Origin of the sequence: [Clostridium] scindens ATCC 35704 (assembly GCF_004295125.1) — a bacterium.
In the GTDB taxonomy this organism is placed as follows: domain Bacteria; phylum Bacillota; class Clostridia; order Lachnospirales; family Lachnospiraceae; genus Clostridium_AP; species Clostridium_AP scindens.
This window is the reverse complement of record NZ_CP036170.1, coordinates 121,843-135,470: the sequence shown is the minus strand read 5'-3', so window position 1 is coordinate 135,470 and position 13,628 is coordinate 121,843. Positions and strand designations below refer to the sequence as shown.

17 protein-coding genes are annotated in these 13,628 nt (G+C 51.5%); all 17 read left to right on the top strand.

Features of this window, described 5'->3' with window-relative positions; all coding sequences use genetic code 11:
* Window positions 1–72: 72 nt before the first annotated feature.
* Window positions 73–300, top strand: a complete 228-nt coding sequence (locus HDCHBGLK_RS00650; protein WP_004608240.1) for a MerR family transcriptional regulator — start codon at window positions 73–75, stop codon at window positions 298–300.
* Window positions 281–493 carry a hypothetical protein gene (locus HDCHBGLK_RS00645; RefSeq protein ID WP_004608241.1) on the top strand — a complete coding sequence of 71 codons (213 nt, stop codon included), beginning with the start codon at window positions 281–283 and terminating at the stop codon, window positions 491–493. Before HDCHBGLK_RS00650 ends, HDCHBGLK_RS00645 begins: the two co-directional genes overlap by 20 nt.
* Before the next feature lie 297 nt (window positions 494–790).
* Entirely contained in the window at window positions 791–1,024 is a 234-nt protein-coding gene (locus tag HDCHBGLK_RS00635; RefSeq protein ID WP_154322909.1) for a hypothetical protein, read from the top strand.
* Window positions 1,012–1,485, top strand: a complete 474-nt coding sequence (locus HDCHBGLK_RS00630; RefSeq protein ID WP_004608244.1) for a superoxide dismutase family protein — start codon at window positions 1,012–1,014, stop codon at window positions 1,483–1,485. Before HDCHBGLK_RS00635 ends, HDCHBGLK_RS00630 begins: the two co-directional genes overlap by 13 nt.
* A 47-nt stretch (window positions 1,486–1,532) precedes the next feature.
* A complete protein-coding gene (cbiD, locus tag HDCHBGLK_RS00625; RefSeq protein ID WP_004608245.1) occupies window positions 1,533–2,687 on the top strand; it encodes a cobalt-precorrin-5B (C(1))-methyltransferase CbiD in 1,155 nt (384 codons plus the stop codon).
* 32 nt (window positions 2,688–2,719) lie between these two features.
* Entirely contained in the window at window positions 2,720–3,415 is a 696-nt protein-coding gene (cobI, locus tag HDCHBGLK_RS00620; protein ID WP_004608246.1) for a precorrin-2 C(20)-methyltransferase, read from the top strand.
* Entirely contained in the window at window positions 3,412–4,206 is a 795-nt protein-coding gene (gene cobM / locus HDCHBGLK_RS00615) for a precorrin-4 C(11)-methyltransferase (protein ID WP_004608247.1), read from the top strand. Before cobI ends, cobM begins: the two co-directional genes overlap by 4 nt.
* Before the next feature lie 27 nt (window positions 4,207–4,233).
* On the top strand, window positions 4,234–5,280 hold the full coding sequence (locus HDCHBGLK_RS00610) for a cobalt-precorrin 5A hydrolase (RefSeq protein WP_004608248.1): 1,047 nt from the start codon (window positions 4,234–4,236) through the stop codon (window positions 5,278–5,280).
* On the top strand, window positions 5,273–6,010 hold the full coding sequence (gene cobJ / locus HDCHBGLK_RS00605) for a precorrin-3B C(17)-methyltransferase (RefSeq protein WP_004608249.1): 738 nt from the start codon (window positions 5,273–5,275) through the stop codon (window positions 6,008–6,010). The genes HDCHBGLK_RS00610 and cobJ overlap by 8 nt, the downstream gene beginning before the upstream one ends.
* The gene (locus tag HDCHBGLK_RS00600; protein ID WP_004608250.1) at window positions 5,997–7,991 is read left to right on the top strand and encodes a bifunctional cobalt-precorrin-7 (C(5))-methyltransferase/cobalt-precorrin-6B (C(15))-methyltransferase; all 1,995 of its coding nucleotides are present in this window, start codon (window positions 5,997–5,999) and stop codon (window positions 7,989–7,991) included. Before cobJ ends, HDCHBGLK_RS00600 begins: the two co-directional genes overlap by 14 nt.
* Window positions 7,988–9,400: a cobyrinate a,c-diamide synthase gene (locus HDCHBGLK_RS00595; protein ID WP_004608251.1), complete on the top strand. Its 1,413-nt coding sequence runs from the start codon at window positions 7,988–7,990 to the stop codon at window positions 9,398–9,400. The genes HDCHBGLK_RS00600 and HDCHBGLK_RS00595 overlap by 4 nt, the downstream gene beginning before the upstream one ends.
* Window positions 9,375–10,433, top strand: coding sequence for a nicotinate-nucleotide--dimethylbenzimidazole phosphoribosyltransferase (cobT, locus tag HDCHBGLK_RS00590; protein WP_009249149.1), 1,059 nt, complete (start codon window positions 9,375–9,377; stop codon window positions 10,431–10,433). The genes HDCHBGLK_RS00595 and cobT overlap by 26 nt, the downstream gene beginning before the upstream one ends.
* Window positions 10,430–10,969: a bifunctional adenosylcobinamide kinase/adenosylcobinamide-phosphate guanylyltransferase gene (locus HDCHBGLK_RS00585; protein ID WP_004608253.1), complete on the top strand. Its 540-nt coding sequence runs from the start codon at window positions 10,430–10,432 to the stop codon at window positions 10,967–10,969. The genes cobT and HDCHBGLK_RS00585 overlap by 4 nt, the downstream gene beginning before the upstream one ends.
* On the top strand, window positions 10,966–11,748 hold the full coding sequence (locus HDCHBGLK_RS00580) for an adenosylcobinamide-GDP ribazoletransferase (RefSeq protein WP_004608254.1): 783 nt from the start codon (window positions 10,966–10,968) through the stop codon (window positions 11,746–11,748). Before HDCHBGLK_RS00585 ends, HDCHBGLK_RS00580 begins: the two co-directional genes overlap by 4 nt.
* The gene (locus HDCHBGLK_RS00575; RefSeq protein WP_004608255.1) at window positions 11,745–12,122 is read left to right on the top strand and encodes a bifunctional adenosylcobinamide kinase/adenosylcobinamide-phosphate guanylyltransferase; all 378 of its coding nucleotides are present in this window, start codon (window positions 11,745–11,747) and stop codon (window positions 12,120–12,122) included. Before HDCHBGLK_RS00580 ends, HDCHBGLK_RS00575 begins: the two co-directional genes overlap by 4 nt.
* Entirely contained in the window at window positions 12,119–12,796 is a 678-nt protein-coding gene (locus HDCHBGLK_RS00570) for a histidine phosphatase family protein (protein WP_004608256.1), read from the top strand. The genes HDCHBGLK_RS00575 and HDCHBGLK_RS00570 overlap by 4 nt, the downstream gene beginning before the upstream one ends.
* Complete coding sequence (cbiB, locus tag HDCHBGLK_RS00565) at window positions 12,684–13,625, top strand: adenosylcobinamide-phosphate synthase CbiB (protein ID WP_233440753.1); 942 nt, start codon at window positions 12,684–12,686, stop codon at window positions 13,623–13,625. The genes HDCHBGLK_RS00570 and cbiB overlap by 113 nt, the downstream gene beginning before the upstream one ends.
* Window positions 13,626–13,628: the final 3 nt, after the last annotated feature.

Genomic DNA, 13,628 nt, shown 5'->3' with positions numbered 1-13,628 from the left:
AATTTTCTGGTTGACCCTCACGCTGCGTCATAGGATATGATAAGATCATCAAGAACAGGAGGAACACGGTATATGATGACAGTAAAAGAGATCGGACTATTTAAGCCGACTCTTGTCAGCGAGGCGGGATACCGGCTTTATGACGATAAGGCATTGGAGATCTTACAGCAGATACTGTTCTTTCGGGAATTCGACATGCCCCTTAAGGAGATTAAGGCGGTCCTTAAAAATCCTGATCTTGATAAGAACGAACTGCTGAAGAGCCAGCAAAAAGAACAAGATGAATATCGAGGTTTTTAATAAGGCGGATATCGAGCAGCTGTACCGTGATATGTTAAAAAATATGACGGATGAGCAGAAGGATATATTTATCAAGGAATATGGAAGCATAAAAAGGGAGGCTGGATGCGGCGACGGAAAAACTGGCAGTCAGAATGGGAGCGGATCAATTATATCAGATGAAAGATGTGTCTGCATTCATGTCATATTTTAGCAACAACTGATTAAAATGGCCGATATGTACCTGGAAAATGCAACATTGCAGGAGAACACGGATCAAAAATATGGGGAGGGAGCGTCGGTATTTATCGGAAGGGCGCTGAAAGCATTCTATAAAGGATAATATAAAGGCGGCTGGCGGATGTGAGCCGCCTTTTGACGCATGAAAAGGCCGGCAAATCAAAACTGTATATTTTTGTCCCGGAATTTGCTATAATAGTATTTGATTGATGATATTGGAACTGGCGAAGCAATTTTAGCAAAGATAATATGAAAAATGAACGGGATGAAAATGGGGTTGTTAGAATTCAATTCAGAGCCGGAATTCCAGAAACTCTCTGACATGGCTGCCAGCTGCCAGGACAGCGAAACTGCCAGGCGGCAAGGCGGATTTTGCATGCCGGAATGGAATCTGGCAAAGGAATACGCAGAATTTACGACGGACTATCTGTATGCGTCATTGAGGAACATTTCCTGGGCTGATGCATATGATGTTGCAAGGAGTGTGATGAAATGTTTAAGGTGATTCAAGAAATACCATCGGCTCATGCAACCATCAAAGGCAGCGAGGCATATGAATCCATCCAGGGAAATGTCTATCTGTATGAAGTATACGGAGGGACGGTTCTTATGGGTGAAATCTATGGAATCCCCCCGGAACTGGAAAGAGAGAGCGGCGGCTTCTACGGCTTCCATATTCATGAAGGAGGCAGCTGTACGGGAAGTTCTCAGGATGAATTTGCGGATGCTAAGAGCCATTACAATCCCGAAGGGGTACCCCATCCCAGGCATGCGGGTGATCTTCCGCCGTTAATGAGTCACAACGGTATTGCCTGGATGGAGGTATATACCGGAAGATTTTATCCGGAAGAAGTGATTGGAAGGACGATCATTATTCATGGGATGCCGGATGATTTTAGAAGCCAGCCATCCGGGAACTCGGGAGAAAAGATTGCGTGCGGAGAGATCATGGAATGGGAAGGATAGGATAAGCGTCATATAACAGGCAGAGGATACACAAGGAGGGGAAGGCCATGGCACAGAAGAGGCTTGCATGGGGATATACAACAGGAACATGCGCCCAGGCAGCAACCAAGGCAGCAATGCAGATGTTGTTTTCCGGGGCACAGGCAGATCAAATACAAGTAGGGCTTCCCAACGGGGAGATGCTCACCCTTGAGATCTATGACATAAAAATAGCGTATGCCGCGCAGGAAGACAGGGCGCCTTCCAGCGTATCCTGCGCGGTTAAAAAAGATAGCGGGGATGACCCGGATATCACCGACGGCGTGCTGGTATATAGCCAGGTAAAGCGTACGAAAGGGAGCGAAAGAACCCTTCGGGGCGGCCAGGGTATTGGGACAGTGACGAAGCCAGGGCTGGAGCAGCCGGTAGGAAGCCCGGCCATCAATCAGGTGCCGAGGAAGATGATCCTGCAGGAGGTGTGGGAAGCCTGCGAAGAAGCAGGATATATCGGGGGAATTGATGTAGAGATATCCATTCCGGATGGAGAGAGGCTGGCACGAAAGACCTTTAACCCAAGGCTTGGCATTAATGGAGGACTGTCCATACTGGGGACAAGCGGCCGGGTAGAGCCGATGAGCGAGCAGGCGCTGATTGATACGATCCGGCTGGAGATTCAGGTAAGGCTGGCCGGGGGGAGCAGGTATCTGGTCATTGCGCCGGGCAATTATGGCCTTACGTTTTTGAGGGATGCCTACGGCATCGAAGAAAAGGCTGTTATTAAATGCAGCAATTATATTGGACAGACCCTGGATATGGCAGCGGAACAAGGATGCAGGGGAATTGTGCTGGCGGGCCATATCGGAAAAATGATCAAGGTGGCGGGCGGGATCATGAATACCCATTCCAGATGGGCAGACTGCAGGATGGAGATTCTGGCATCTGCGGCTCTTCGGGCAGGCCTTTCGGGGGAGCAATCCAGGAGGCTGCTGGAAGCCCTGACCACGGACGATGCCCTTGCCATGCTAAGTGGCGGGGAACGCTGCCTGGTAATGGAGCAAGTCATGGGCAAGATACAAAGATACCTCCAATACCGCGCAGGAGGAGAAATGGAGACGGGAGCGGTCGTATACTCCAATGTATACGGAATATTGGGCAAGACCAATCTGGCGGATGTCCTGCTTAAAAGAGCGGTGGCAGACATGGACCAAGACGGGAAAAAATAAAGAGAGACAGTTGAAGCAAGAGAGGAATACAGATGGCAGGAAAATTATACGGAGTAGGAGTTGGACCCGGGGATCCGGGACTTCTTACGTTAAAGGCAATTCAGGTGATGGAGGCATGCGACGTCATCGCGGCGCCGGGAAAAGAGCCGGAAAATACGGTGGCATACCAGATCGCGTCCAGCGCCTGCCCGGCAATTCAAAAAAAGGGGATACTGGGAATCCATATGCCTATGACGAAGGATAAAGAGAGGTTAAAAAAGAGTCATGCAGATGGAGCCCGAATACTGGAAGAGTATCTGGATCAGGGAAGGACGGTAGCATTTCTGACCCTTGGCGATCCTACGGTTTACTCTACCTACATCTATCTGCACAATATTGTGAAGGAAGCGGGATATGAGACGGAGATTGTGAGCGGAGTCACCTCTTTTTGCGCCGCTGCCGCGCGGCTTGAGATGGATATTGCCAGCAAGGCGCAGCAGATCCATATCATACCGGCTTCCTATCAGATCGAGGAGGCGCTGCTTCTTCCGGGCACCAAGGTGCTGATGAAGGCTGGAGGAAAACTTCCGGAAGTAAAAGAGGTATTAAAGCATCATCCGGCCGAGGTGACGATGGTTGAAAACTGCGGGATGGAGCAGGAAAGAATTTATTATGGGGCAGAGCAGATACCGGAAGATGCCGGGTATTACACGCTGCTGTTTGTAAAAGAAGAAGGAGAGCCATTATGATACATTTTGTTGGAGCAGGCCCGGGGGCGGAAGATCTGATTACCGTCCGGGGTCGGCGGCTGCTTAGAGAGGCGGACGTAATCATATATGCCGGGTCCCTTGTGAATCCGGGACTGCTAAAAGAAGCGGGGGAAGCGTGCAGAATCTATAATAGCGCGGTAATGACGCTGGAGGAAGTGATAGCGGTGATGAAGCAGGCGGAGGCAGAAGGGCTTAAGACTGTCCGGCTTCACACCGGGGATCCTTGCCTGTATGGCGCGATCCGGGAGCAGATGGACATTTTGGATCGGCTGGGAATACCTTATGAATCCTGTCCGGGCGTCAGTTCATTCTGCGCGGCAGCGGCTGCATTGAATCTGGAATATACATTGCCTGAAGTATCCCAGAGCGTGGTGATCACCAGGATGGAGGGAAGGACGCCGGTTCCGGAGAAAGAACGGATCGCATCCTTTGCATCCCATGGCGCGACTATGGTATTATTCTTAAGTACAGGACTGCTTAAGAAACTGACGGACCAGCTGATTGCGGGAGGATATCGCCAGGATACGCCGGCGGCAATCGTATACAAGGCCACCTGGCCAGAGGAAGAGACGCATATCTGTACGGTTGGAACGTTAGAGGAGACTGCAAAAGCATATGGGATTACGAAGACTGCGCTGATCATCGTAGGAGAAGTGGTGCTTCATCAGAACTATGAAAGGTCTAAACTTTACGACCCTTCATTTACGACAGAGTACCGAACAGCCGAACATCCATGGAAGCAGCAGGAAGCAGGCGACGGGAAGGATTGAATCAGGGAACGAGGAAGGACAGGCAGGATGCAGATAGCAGTGATCAGTTTTACCAAAAATGGGAAAGAACTTGCGGACAAGATTGCCGGATGTTTATCTGAAGAAGGATATGAAGTAACGGCAGATATCAAATGCAATGGAGCGCGGGGCTCCATAACAGAATCCCTGGGTGAATGGACAGGACGGATGTTTCGAAAGTGCTACGCCCTGATCTATGTTGGCGCAGCTGGAATCGCCGTGCGCGCGATAGCCCCTTATGTGGAATCCAAGACGAGCGATCCGGCTGTGCTGGTGGCAGACGAAAAAGGCAGCTACATTATCCCGGTTCTGTCCGGCCACATAGGCGGCGCCAATGAATTGGCTGTTTCGCTTGCCGCCGGAATAGGCGGAACGCCTGTGATCACTACGGCTACGGACATCCATCATCTGTGGGCAGTGGATAAGTTTGCCCAGGAGAATCATCTGTGGATTGCGGACATGGCGAAGGCTAAGCGGATATCGGCCAGATTATTGGCGGGCGAGGAAATCATCGTGGATTGTACCTGTGAAGAGAACCGGATAAAGGGTGAACCTCCGGAGGGAATTCGAATGGTGGATTCACAAAGCCAGGAGAAAGAGCCGGACATATGCATCGGCATCCACAAAAATCCCAGCTGGAGGCATACGCTGTATCTGGTGCCCCGGGCAGCGGTTGTTGGAATCGGATGCAGAAAAGGGACGGACGCGGGAAAGATAGAGAAGGCAATTGAGCGTACTTTAAATAGAGAAGGCATTTTTCAAAGCAGCCTTTGCAAACTGGCAAGTATTGATATAAAAGCAGGGGAAGAGGGGATTCTGAGGTATTGCAGAAACCATTCCCTGGAATTGGAAACTTACAGCGCCGGAGAACTTCTAAAGGCAGAGGGGGAATTTCATGCTTCTGCGTTTGTAGAAAAGATCACCGGAATTGATAACGTGTGTGAAAGAAGCGCCGTATATGCCAGCGGCAATGGCAGGCTGGTGGTAGAGAAGCAAGTGGATGACGGAGTTACGGTAGCGGTTGCGCAGAGGGATTGGAGGATTATATTTGAATAAGATCTATGTAGTTGGAATAGGCCCTGGAGCCTATGAGCAGATGACGGTGAAGGCCGTGCGGGCCATAGAAATGAGCCAGGTAATCGTCGGGTATACCGTGTATACGGACTTGCTGAAAAAGGAATTTCCGGACAAGGACTATCGGAACACGCCTATGCGGCAGGAGGTAGAACGCTGCCGCATGGCTTATGAGGAAGCGGCGGCAGGAAAGAAGGTGGCTATGGTATGCAGCGGAGATGCCGGCATCTATGGGATGGCAGGCTTGATGTATGAGGTTGGGACGGAGTATCCCCAGGTGGAACTGGAGATTATTCCCGGCGTCACAGCTGCGCTGGGAGGGGCAGCTGTATTGGGCGCTCCTTTGGGACATGACTGCTGCATGATCAGCCTGAGCGATCTGTTGACCCCCTGGGAGCAGATTGAAAAAAGAATTGTGGCTGCCGCTTTGGCAGACTTTGTAATCTGCCTGTATAACCCGTCCAGCAAGAAGCGGAGCGACTATCTGCAGAAAGCCTGCCATCTGATGCTTTCCTATAAAGGAGAGGATACGGTCTGCGGCATTGTAAAGAATATAGCAAGAGAAGGCGAGAGCATGGAGATATTGAGCCTGCAGGAACTCAAAGACGCAAAGGCAGATATGTTTTCTACCGTGTTCATAGGCAACTGCAAGACAAGGGTTATTGACGGCAAGATGATAACGCCAAGAGGATACCAGTATGAAAGAGAATAAAATTTTGTTGTTCGCGGGGACAACAGAGGGAAGAGAATTAGCAGAATATCTGGTGGAGCGTAAAGTCAAAGTCCATGCATGCGTGGCAACGCCCTATGGGGAGAGCCTGCTTCCTAAAAACAGGCTTTTGAGCATATCCCACCAAAGGCTGGACGAATGCCAGATGAAGGAACTCATAAAGGAATTTGAACCCCGCTATGTGGTAGATGCGACGCATCCTTTTGCAAAGGAAGTGACAGAGAACATCAAGCATGCCTGCATAGAAGTGAAGGCCCCATATATAAGGCTTCTCAGGGAGGCAGGGCAGGCAGGGGAGTCTGTGCGCGTAGAGGATGTGGAGGCAGCCGTGGAATACCTGGAGGGTACCAGCGGAAATATTCTGGTTACGACAGGCAGCAAAGAACTGGAGAACTATACCAGGCTGACCGATTACCAGAAACGTATCTTTGCCAGGGTCCTGTCTGTAGGGGATGTGGCAGTTAAGTGCGAGGAACTGGGAATCCGGGGCCGCCACCTCATCTGTATGCAGGGACCGTTTTCTGTGGAAATGAACCTGGCAATGTTAAGGGAATATAAGATTTCCTATCTGGTAACGAAGGAATCCGGCATTGCCGGCGGATATCCGGAAAAATGCGAGGCAGCAGCCATGGCCGGCGTTGGCCTGGTGGTGATCGGAAGGCCCAGACAGGAAGCGGGAATGAGTCTGGAAGAAGTTATTAAGTTTCTTAAATACGAAATGAATTTACAGGATAAGTGGAAAGTTTCTCTGGTGGGAATCGGAATGGGAACGGCGGAGACCTTGACGGCAGAGGGGAAAGAGGCGTGCAAGAAGGCCCGTCTGCTGATCGGGGCAAAAAGGATGCTGGAAGCAGCCGATCAGCGGCAGCATACGTATGCTTCATATCAGCCGGAGGAAATCGTCAGCTATATCAAAGAACATCCCGAATATGAGAACGTTGCCGTGCTTTTGTCCGGGGATGCGGGATTCTACAGCGGGGCTTCCAGGCTTCTTAAGAGGCTGGAAGCCGAGCCTCAGATAGAGGCCAGGGTCATTCCGGGCATTTCCTCCGTGGCGTATTTTTGCGCGAGACTCGGCGTATCCTGGGAGGATGCGGCACTAAGAAGCCTGCATGGAAGGCAGGGAAATATCCTTGCAGCAGTCAGGGAGCATGAAAAGACGGTGATCCTGGCAGGATCGGCCCAGAGTGTTCGAAGCCTTTGCAGGAAACTGACAGAATACGGATATGGGGGTCTGAAAGTCTGCGTAGGCGCAGATCTTTCCTATGACACGGAGAAGATCATAGAAGGAACGGCAGAATCCCTTCAGGTATATCAGGGGGCAGATCTGGCCGTAATCTATGTGGAGAATCCTGATATGTGCAAAGGAATGGCAGTGCATGGATTGCCGGATGGCGAATTCCTGCGGGGAGATGTCCCTATGACGAAAGAGGAAGTAAGAAGCGTCTCTCTCTCAAAACTGCGTCTTGCGAAGGATTCCGTGGTCTACGATGTAGGCGCGGGCACCGGTTCCGTAGCGGTGGAGGCAGCGCTTAGGGTGACGGATGGAACCGTATATGCCGTTGAGAAAAAGGAAGAGGCCGTCGCATTGATTGAAAAGAACCAGAAGAAGATGAAGGCAGATAATCTGGTGATCGTAGAGGGAGAGGCCCCGGATGCGCTGTTAGGCCTTCCGGTGCCGGACTGCGTATTCATCGGCGGCAGCGCGGGGAATCTGGAAGGAATCCTGGATACGGTCTATCGCAAGAATAAAAAGGCACGAGTAGTCATTAATACGATCACGCTGGAAACGTTAGCGGAAGTAAAGCGCTGTATGGAGGAACTGCCAGTCACGGAAGAAGAGATCGTCCAGATCGCCGTGTCCAGATCGAAGAAGGCCGGCAGGTACCATATGATGCAGGGGCTAAACCCGGTCACGGTGATTAGTTTTACATTGCATGGGAAGAAGGATGAAGAAGCATGAGCATAATTCGAGTGCCAAGACTGATGATGACAGCGTGCGGCAGCGGAACGGGAAAGACGATGATCACCTGCGGGATTCTTCAGGTATTGAAGAATCGAGGCGTAAAATGCGCTCCCTTTAAGTGCGGCCCCGATTACATAGATCCGATGTTCCATAAAACTGTGCTGGGGATGGACAGTGAGAATCTGGATACGTTCCTGTGCGGCAGGGACAAGGTGCGCTCCATCCTGGCAAGAAGAGGAAGGGGAATGGAGATTGCCCTGATCGAAGGGGTGATGGGGTATTATGACGGCCTGGGAGGAATATCCTGCGAGGCCAGCGCCTATGACGTGGCGGATGCCACGGATACGCCGGCGGTATTGATCGTGGACTGCAAGGGGGCAAGCAAGTCTGTCATACCTGTGATCCAGGGGATTCTTAACTACCAGGAAGACAGCCATATCAAAGGAATTATCTTAAACCGCCTGTCCCCGATGATGTATGGGCGGATGAAAGAGATGATAGAAAAAGAAACGAGGGCGGAAGTTCTGGGGTATGTGCCTGTACTTGAGGACTGCGAGCTTGAGAGCAGGCATCTGGGATTGAAGATGCCGCATGAAGTAGATGGACTTGAAGAGCGTCTGCTTCGGATCAGCCGGACGCTGGAAGAGACTCTAGAGATCGACAGGATGCTTAGCCTTGCAGAGACCGCGCCAGAGATAGAGGTGCAGGAGGTGCAGGAAGAGCAGGCAAGCGGCAGGAATAGGAAGACAGGCAGATCTGAAGAAGTTCGGGTCGGACTTGCCAGGGATGAGGCTTTCTGCTTTATGTACCAGGAGAATCTCCGCCTGCTTCAGGAGAGGGGAATCAGCCTGGTTCCCTTTTCCCCTCTCTATGATGCGGCCTTGCCGGCAGATCTGCACGGCCTACTGCTATACGGCGGCTACCCGGAACTTTATGCCCGGGCCCTTAGCAGGAACACCGGAATGCGTGAGAGCATTCGCCGGGCAGTCACAGGAGGGATGCCCTGCATGGCAGAGTGCGGAGGCTTCATGTATCTGATGGAAGAGATGGAGGACGCGGAAGGGAAACGCTATCCCATGGCTGGAGTCCTGGAAGGGAAATGCTATCCCACTCCAAGGCTTAAGCGGTTCGGATATATTACATTGACGGGCGGGCAGGCATTTGGAAAAGATGTCGGCGATATACCGGCTCATGAATTCCATTATTATGACGCTGACAGATGCGGGGAAGGATACACGGCCAGGAAGCCGCTGTCTGAGCGTTCCTGGAAATGCATGGTCAGCACGGACACTATGCTTGCAGGATATCCCCATATCCATTACGATGGAAACCAGGAAGTTGCCAGAGCATTTCTGGAAGCATGCAGAAAGAGGAAGAATGATGACCATAGAGAAGATAATAGATAGTATAGAGCCCATTGACAGGAAGGCGATGGAAGAAGCAGGAAAACGCTGGAATTCCATTGCCAAGCCCCTCCACAGTTTGGGAAGGCTGGAAGAAGATATTATAAAGATTGCCGGCATGACGAGCAATGCAGACGTATGTCTGGATAAAAAGGCGCTGATCGTGATGTGCGCAGACAACGGCGTGGTAGAGGAAGGCGTGACGCAGACTGGCCAGGAAGTGACGGCGATCGTAGCAGAGAATTTCCTTACCGGCAATACCAGCGCGGCGATCATGTGCAAGAAGGCAGGAGTGGATCTGTTTCCGATTGACATTGGAATGGCGGTAGTTACGAAGGTTCCGGATTATAAAGTTGCCTATGGAACCAGGAACATTGCCTTGGAACCGGCCATGTCCAGGGAAGCAGCCGTACAGGCAGTGATGACAGGCGTCAAGCTGGCCGGGAAGGCAAAAGATGAAGGCTACCAGATTCTGGCTACCGGTGAAATGGGGATTGGCAACACCACTACCAGCAGCGCGATAGCCAGTGTGTTTACCGGATGTTCGCCAGAGCAGATGACCGGGCGGGGAGCCGGACTTAGTACAGATGGACTTAGGCGAAAGGTTGAAGCAATCAAGAAAGCAATCGCTGTGAACCGGCCAGATAAGGCGGATGCACTGGATGTCCTTTCAAAAGTAGGCGGATTTGACATCTGCGGCATGGCAGGGATATTTTTGGGTGGCGCATACTACAAAATTCCGGTGGTGATGGACGGATTCATATCTGCTGCGGCAGCCTTGGCAGCAGTCAGGATGTGCCCGGCCGCAAGCGGATACATCCTTGCTTCCCATGCATCGAAGGAGCCGGGGATGCAGGCGCTTCTTAAGGAACTTGACATGTCCGCGCCCTTGTGCTGCGGCATGAGTCTTGGGGAAGGAACCGGCGCGGTGGCGTATCTGCCGATTCTTGAGATGGCAGCGGAAGTGTACCGGAAGATGAGTACATTCAGTGAAAACAAGATTGAAGACTATAAGGAACTAGGAGAAGAGTCATGATACATCTGATCACAGGAGGGAGCGCAAGCGGCAAGTCCGCCTATGCAGAAGACTGGCTTCTTGAAGCAGCAGATGAAGCCCAAAAAGGCGCATATATCTATGTGGCGACCATGCTCCCTTATGGCAGGGAGACAATGGCAAAGATCCTGCGCCATAGACGCCTGCGGGAAGGAAAGGGATTCGTCACAATGGAGTGTCCAAGGAACCTGGCAGGCACCGCTATCCCCGGGAACCGGGGAGTCCTGCTGGAGTGCGTCTCCAATCTTGCGGCAAACGAACTCTATGGACAGCATGGAAGGATAAAGGATGTAAAGGAAACCCGGGATGCAATCATGGAAGGCATCCGGCATCTGGCGGAGTATACAGATCGTCTGGCTATCGTGACGAATGAAGTGAATTCCGATGTGAATGACTATAGCAAGGAGACAGAAGAATACCGTACTCTTATGGGCCAGGTGAACCAGAAGATCGCTGACATGGCGGATATGGTAACGGAGGTCGTCTATGGAATACCGGTGGAGATAAAGAGATCATGAAACGATTATGGAACAGTTTTAAAATAGCATTTTCCATGTATAGCAGGATTCCCATGCCGCACAGCGAATGGACAGAGGAAAATACATCCTATGCTATGTGTTTTTTTCCGTGGATAGGCGGCGTTATAGGGATCGTAACATGGGGGATTTATCATCTGGAACGATGGCTCGCAAGTTATGGGATTGATTATGGAAGCCTGTTTTTCACCATACTGATGGTGGTGGCTCCAATCATCATCACCGGCGGAATCCACATGGACGGTTTTTTAGATACCCAGGACGCCCTAGGCTCTTACCAGCCGAGGGAGCGCAGGCTGGAGATTTTGAAGGATTCCCATGCAGGAGCCTTTGCGATTATATCCTGCGCAGTCTATCTGATGATGTATGTGGCAGTCTATTCTGCCCTGACTTCCCATGCTGTCGTGGTGATTGGATTCGGATTCGTGTTATCCAGGACCTTAAGCGGACTGTCGGTCATCACATTTCCGCAGGCGCGTCAAAAGGGGCTTGCCGCCACATTTTCCCAGAATGCGGCGAGGAAAGCCACCAGAAGCGTTCTGCTCTTATATCTTGCAGGGCTGATCGCAGCGATGCTGGCGGCAGGAGGACTTGCAGGTGCAGGCGCGCTTCTGGGGGCAGGAGGAATGTATCTGTATTATTATCGCATGTCCCTTAAGAAATTCGGCGGGATTACCGGGGATCTGGCGGGATACTTCCTGCAGATGTGTGAATTGATTATGGCGGCCTGCGTGGTTCTTGTGGAAGGAGTGTTAAGATGATACTGATTATTGGCGGAGCATATCAGGGGAAGGCGGCATTTGCAGAGAGCCTTTTTCCAAAGATCAGGTGGGCAGACGGGGAGTCGTGCGATCTTGAGGATCTCTATGAGTGCCAGGGCATTTTACGATTTCATGCTTATATCCGGCGTATGCTGGAAAAAGGGCAGGATGTGGATGATCTTGCGGAGAAGCTGATGCGAAGGAACCCCGGGGCGGTGGTCATAACCGACGAGATCGGCTATGGAATCGTGCCGGCAGACGCCTTTTTGCGGGAATACCGGGAGGCAGCCGGTAGAGTATGCACGAAGTTGGCCGCGAACGCAAAAGAGGTCTGGCGGGTATCCTGCGGAATTGGAACGAGGATTAAGGGATGATGACAATCTATTTGATCCGCCATTCCATCACCGAGGGCAACCGATGGAAGCGGTATATCGGACGGACAGATGAGCCCTTATGCAGGCAGGGAGTAAAACTGCTGGAAGGCAGGACATATCCCCGGGTGGACAAGGTCTATGCAAGTCCTATGAAGCGATGTCTTCAGACGGCTGGCATCATCTATCCGGATATGCGGCCCATGGTTATTGAGGAACTGGCAGAGTGCGATTTTGGCTTGTTCGAGAATAAGAATTATCAGGAACTTTCTGGATACCCGTATTACCAGCAGTGGGTTGACAGCAACGGGACGCTGCCTTTTCCGCAAGGGGAGAGCAAGGAAGCATTCACGAAGAGGAGTCTGAAGGGATTTGATAAAGTGCTGGAAGATATGAGAGAGACACAGGAAGAGAAGGCGGCTCTTATCGTGCATGGAGGCACGATCATGAGCATTATGGATGCTTATGCCTGCCCGAAAGGCAGCTATTTTGAGTTTCAGGTGGGAAATGGAGAAGGATATGAACTTGTTATTACGAATGATTTGCCCGGTACTGATGGGATTTGTGCTGGATCTGATCCTGGGCGATCCCAGGTGGCTCTATCATCCGGTGCGGATGATCGGACAGCTGATTACAATATTAGAAAGAATTATAAGAAACTGCCTGCCCAAATCTAAATGGGGCGAGAGGATCGGAGGAGCCATACTGGCGGCTGCCTGCGTAGGCATTAGCGTGGCAGCGCCCATCCTGATTCTCGCCGCCGCATATCGGATACAATGGTGGCTTGGAATATTGGCGGAAGGCTTCATGTGCTACCAGATTCTGGCGGTAAAGTCCTTAAAGACAGAGAGTGACAAGGTATTCCGGGCATTAAAGGAAGAAGGGCTTGAAGCGGGAAGGAAAGCAGTTTCCATGATCGTGGGAAGGGACACGGACAGCCTTGACGAAGCAGGAGTGACAAAAGCCGCTGTAGAGACGGTGGCGGAGAATACTTCCGATGGCGTGATCGCCCCCTTGTTTTACATGATGATCGGAGGCGCCGTGCCTGGCTTTGCCTATAAGGCCATCAACACGATGGATTCCATGATCGGATATAAGAATGAGAAATACCAGTACTTTGGCACGGCGGCAGCCAGGCTGGACGATGCGGCCAATTATATACCAGCCAGGCTTTCCGCCTGGATGATGATCGGCGCGGCCTGCATTTGGGGCCTGGATTGGCGCAATGCCATCCGCATCTACCAGAGGGACCGCCATAATCACAAAAGCCCTAATGCGGCGCAGACAGAGTCTGTGATGGCGGGAGCCCTGGATATCAAACTTGCGGGAAATGCGTGGTATTTTGGAAAATTGTATGAGAAGCCCAGCATCGGCGACGCGATAAGGGCGGTGGAGCCGGAAGATATCAGAAGATCCCACAAACTGCTATATGGGACGGCAGTGCTGGCGGCGGGAGCATTTCTGACGGTAAAGATTGCCATATTGGCACTGCTGATGACCGTTTAAAGA

Bases quoted from the DNA above. Each gene is read 5' to 3' on its own strand.
- HDCHBGLK_RS00650 (WP_004608240.1), top strand. From the start codon at position 73: ATGATGACAGTAAAAGAGATCGGACTATTTAAGCCGACTCTTGTCAGC.
- HDCHBGLK_RS00645 (WP_004608241.1), top strand. From the start codon at position 281: ATGAATATCGAGGTTTTTAATAAGGCGGATATCGAGCAGCTGTACCGT.
- HDCHBGLK_RS00635 (WP_154322909.1), top strand. From the start codon at position 791: ATGGGGTTGTTAGAATTCAATTCAGAGCCGGAATTCCAGAAACTCTCT.
- HDCHBGLK_RS00630 (WP_004608244.1), top strand. From the start codon at position 1,012: ATGTTTAAGGTGATTCAAGAAATACCATCGGCTCATGCAACCATCAAA.
- cbiD (WP_004608245.1), top strand. From the start codon at position 1,533: ATGGCACAGAAGAGGCTTGCATGGGGATATACAACAGGAACATGCGCC.
- cobI (WP_004608246.1), top strand. From the start codon at position 2,720: ATGGCAGGAAAATTATACGGAGTAGGAGTTGGACCCGGGGATCCGGGA.
- cobM (WP_004608247.1), top strand. From the start codon at position 3,412: ATGATACATTTTGTTGGAGCAGGCCCGGGGGCGGAAGATCTGATTACC.
- HDCHBGLK_RS00610 (WP_004608248.1), top strand. From the start codon at position 4,234: ATGCAGATAGCAGTGATCAGTTTTACCAAAAATGGGAAAGAACTTGCG.
- HDCHBGLK_RS00600 (WP_004608250.1), top strand. From the start codon at position 5,997: ATGAAAGAGAATAAAATTTTGTTGTTCGCGGGGACAACAGAGGGAAGA.
- HDCHBGLK_RS00595 (WP_004608251.1), top strand. From the start codon at position 7,988: ATGAGCATAATTCGAGTGCCAAGACTGATGATGACAGCGTGCGGCAGC.
- cobT (WP_009249149.1), top strand. From the start codon at position 9,375: ATGACCATAGAGAAGATAATAGATAGTATAGAGCCCATTGACAGGAAG.
- HDCHBGLK_RS00585 (WP_004608253.1), top strand. From the start codon at position 10,430: ATGATACATCTGATCACAGGAGGGAGCGCAAGCGGCAAGTCCGCCTAT.
- HDCHBGLK_RS00580 (WP_004608254.1), top strand. From the start codon at position 10,966: ATGAAACGATTATGGAACAGTTTTAAAATAGCATTTTCCATGTATAGC.
- HDCHBGLK_RS00575 (WP_004608255.1), top strand. From the start codon at position 11,745: ATGATACTGATTATTGGCGGAGCATATCAGGGGAAGGCGGCATTTGCA.
- HDCHBGLK_RS00570 (WP_004608256.1), top strand. From the start codon at position 12,119: ATGATGACAATCTATTTGATCCGCCATTCCATCACCGAGGGCAACCGA.